3 protein-coding genes are annotated in these 3870 nt (G+C 65.0%); all 3 read left to right on the top strand.

Features of this window, described 5'->3' with window-relative positions:
• Positions 1-2611 (top strand): efflux RND transporter permease subunit (locus EN781_RS28060; RefSeq protein ID WP_145965667.1); only part of this gene is annotated, 2611 nt, incomplete at its 5' end.
• 70 nt (positions 2612-2681) lie between these two features.
• The gene (nthA, locus tag EN781_RS28055; protein ID WP_126053975.1) at positions 2682-3287 is read left to right on the top strand and encodes a nitrile hydratase subunit alpha; all 606 of its coding nucleotides are present in this window, start codon (positions 2682-2684) and stop codon (positions 3285-3287) included.
• A 13-nt stretch (positions 3288-3300) separates the two neighbouring features.
• Positions 3301-3870: nitrile hydratase subunit beta (nthB, locus tag EN781_RS28050; protein ID WP_127400536.1), on the top strand; the 570-nt coding region annotated here is incomplete at its 3' end.

The following is a 3870-nucleotide window of genomic DNA, read 5'->3' as shown; positions in this document are numbered from 1 at the left end:
CATCCAGATCGACCCGACGGCGCTCGCCGCGCGCGGCATCTCGATCGACCAGCTGCAGACGGCGGTGGCGTCGGCCAACAGCAACACGCCGCTCGGCGTGCTGCAGAACGACAAGCAGCAATTGACCATCACCGCCAATACTCAGCTTAACAACGCGGCGGGTTTCGCGAATCTCATCATCGCCACCAAAGACGGTCACCCGGTACGGCTGGGCGATGTGACCCGCGTCGTCGATTCGGTTCAGACCACGACGACAGCGAGCTGGTATGACGGCACCCGCGCGATCATCATGGCCGTGCAGCGCCAGCCGGACGCCAACACGGTCGACGTCGTCGACAAGGTCAAGGCGATGCTGCCGTCCTTCCAGGACCAGATGCCGGGCGCTGCCTCGATCAAGCTGCTCAACGACCGCTCGACCTCGATCCGCCAGGCCGTCGACGACGTGCAGTTCACGCTGCTTTTGACCATCGCGCTGGTGGTGATGGTGATCTTCGTCTTCCTGCGCCGCGTCACCGCGACGATCATCCCGGCCGTCGCCGTGCCGATCTCGCTGATCGCCACGCTCGGCGCGATGTTCCTGTTAGGCTTTTCCATCGACAACATCTCGCTGATGGGACTGACGCTCGCCGTCGGCCTGGTCGTCGACGACGCCATCGTCATGCTCGAAAACATCTTCCGGCACATGGAGGAGGACGGGTTTTCGGCCTTCGACGCGTCGCTGAAGGGCGCGCGCGAAATCGGCTTCACCATCATCTCGATCTCGATCTCGCTGGTGGCGGTGTTCATTCCCGTGCTGTTGATGGGCGGCGTCATCGGCCGGATCTTCAACGAGTTCGCGGTCGTGGTGACCGTCGCCATCCTGGCGTCGATGTTCGTCTCGCTGACGCTGACGCCGATGCTCTGCTCGCGCCTGCTTTCGGTCTCGAAGGCGGAGAGGGAAGCCCATGGAGGCGGCCACAGGCATGACTTCGTCACACGCTGCTACGACTGGCTGCTGAGCTTCTGCCTGCGCCACACCTTTTTGGTGTTCCTCGTCTTCATCGGCACCGCTGCGGCGTCGGTCTGGCTGATCGAGGTCTCGCCGAAGGGCTTCTTCCCACAGGAGGACATCGGCCAGATATCGGTGACGACGGTCGCACGCCAGGACATCTCGTTCGACGCCATGGCCAAGCTGCAGGGCCAGGTGGCCAGCGTTTTCTCCCACTCGCCCTATGTCGATCATGTGGCGTGGTCGGCGGGCAGCGGCAACAATGCGCTCAACCAGGGCCAGTTGTTCGTGCAGCTCAAGGACAAGGACAAGCGCCCGGACATCGAAAAGGTGCTCTCGGATCTGCGCAAGCAACTGGCAGGGGTGGCCGGCATCGAGACCTATATGCAGCCGGTGCAGAACCTGAGGCTGGGTTCGCGGTCGTCGGCCAGCGCCTACCAGCTCGTGGTTCAAGGCCTCGATACCGGCCAGACCGATATCTGGGCACAGAAGCTGAATGACGCGATGGCGGCGGACCACAATTTCTTCGCCGATGTCACCAGCGACCTGCAGAACAATGCCCTACAGGCGTCGTTGGTGGTGGACCGCGACAAGGCCGCCCAGCTCGGCATCGATACCGATACGCTGCGCTCGGCCCTCTATGGCGGCTTCGGCACCGATCAGGTCTCGACGATCTTCGGCTCGGCCGACAGCTATGCCGTGATCACCGAGCTCGACCCGAAGATCGAATGGTCGCCCGAGCGCATGCTCGCCATCCAGGTGCGGACGGCGAGCGGCAGCCTGGTGCCGCTTGGCGCCTTCGCCCATGTAGACCGCACGGCCGGCGCGCTCACCGTCAACCAGCTCGGCCAGCTTCCGGCGGTGACGATTTCCTACAATCTGCCGCCGGGCGTGGCGCTGGGCGACAGCGTGACCCGCATCGACCAGCTCAAGGAGCAGGTCGGCATGCCGACAACGATCGGCACCAGCTTTGCCGGCACCGCCAAGATCTTCCAGGATTCGCTCGCCAACCAGGGGCTGCTGATCGGCGGCGCTATCCTGACCATCTACATCGTGCTCGGCATGCTCTACGAGAGCTTCATCCATCCGCTCACCATCCTCACCGGCCTGCCGTCGGCGGTGCTCGGGGCGGTGGTGGCGCTGCGGTTTGCCGGCATGGATATTTCGGTGATCGCGGTGATCGGCATCCTGATGCTGATCGGCATCGTCAAGAAGAACGGCATCATGATGGTCGATGTGGCGCTGGAGCTCAGGCGCGAGGGCATGTCGGCGGTGGAGTCCATCCACAAGGCCTGCCTGATGCGTTTCCGGCCGATCATGATGACGACGCTTGCCGCGCTGATGGGCACGTTCCCGATCGCGCTCGGCACCGGCGCCAGCGCCGAACTGCGCCAGCCGCTCGGCGTCGCGGTGGTCGGCGGCCTGCTCGCCTCGCAGGCATTGACGCTCTTCGTCACGCCGGTGATCTACGTCTATTTCGAGAATTTCTCCGGCTGGCTGCTCGGCTTCTCCTTTAAGAAGAGCCGGTCGGCGCTGCATGCTGTCGAAAGTGCGGAGCAACCGTCGCTGTTCGATCCGGAAGAAGGCCGGGTCATCCAGCTCCAGAAAGCGGCGGCCGAATAGCTCGATCCGCCGCTTGCTGGCCCAAGCCGTCATGCTTGCGGCCACGTGTCGGCGGTTCTAGTCTGAGCTCATGTCCCACGATCATGACCATGACAACGAACTCGATCCGTTCGCGGCGCGCGTGCGCGCGCTGGAAACTATCCTCACCCAGAAAGGCCTGATCGATCCGGCCGCGATCGACGTCATCGTCGACACCTACGAGACCAAGATCGGCCCGCGCAACGGCGCCCGGGTGGTGGCCAAGGCCTGGACCGATCCGGCCTATGCCGACTGGCTGAGGCGCGATGCGACGGCGGCGATCGAATCGCTGGGCTATACCGGCCGGCAGGGCGAGCACATGCAGGCCGTCTTCAACAGCGAAGAGACGCACAATCTCGTCGTCTGCACGCTGTGCTCCTGCTATCCATGGACGGTGCTCGGCCTGCCGCCGGTCTGGTACAAGGCGCCGCCGTATCGCTCGCGGGCGGTGATCGATCCGCGCGGCGTGCTGGCCGAATTCGGCCTGACCCTGCCGGCGGACAAGAAGATCCGCGTCTGGGATTCGACGGCGGAGCTGCGCTATCTGGTGGTGCCGATGCGGCCGGAGGGCACCGAGGGCTGGAGCGAGGAGCAACTGGCCGAGCTGGTGAGCCGCGATGCGATGATCGGCACCGCGCTGGCCAAGGCGCCGCCATGACGGGGGAGCCGGCATGAACGGGCCGCAGGATCTCGGCGGGCAGATGGGCTTCGGGCCGGTCGCGCCCGAGAAGGACGAGCCCTATTTCCACGCCGCCTGGGAAAGGCGGGCACTCGGCGTGACGCTCACTGCGGGTGCGATGGGCGCCTGGAACATCGACGAGAGCCGGCACGCGCGGGAATCGCTGCATCCGGCCGACTACTATGCCTCCAGCTACTACCAGATCTGGATCAAGGCGCTGGAAGTGCTGTTGAAGCGCCATGGCTTCATCAGCGACCGCGATCTGGCCGAGGGCCGGGCGCTCGATCCGGCAGCTGCTCCCAAGAGAGTGCTGAAGGCGGAAAACGTGCCGGCTGCGCTGGCCAGGGGCGGCCCATGCAACCGGCCGGTCGCCACGCCGGCGCTGTTCAAGGCCGGCCAGCGGGTGCGGACGAAGAATTTCAATCCGAACGGCCACACGCGGCTGCCGCGCTATGCGCGCGGCAGGCAAGGCACCATCGAGGCGGTGCGCGAGGGTTTTGTCTTTCCCGACAGCAACGCGCACGGGCAAGGCGAGAACCCGCAATGGGTCTATACGGTCGTC

Source organism: Mesorhizobium sp. M4A.F.Ca.ET.090.04.2.1 (genome assembly GCF_003999085.1).
In the GTDB taxonomy this organism is placed as follows: domain Bacteria; phylum Pseudomonadota; class Alphaproteobacteria; order Rhizobiales; family Rhizobiaceae; genus Mesorhizobium.
The sequence above is the reverse complement of the archived record's forward strand: the minus strand, read 5'-3'. Positions and strand labels throughout refer to the sequence as shown.

Excerpts from the sequence above, each read along its gene's own strand:
- nthA (WP_126053975.1), top strand. The coding sequence starts at position 2,682 with ATGTCCCACGATCATGACCATGACAACGAACTCGATCCGTTCGCGGCG.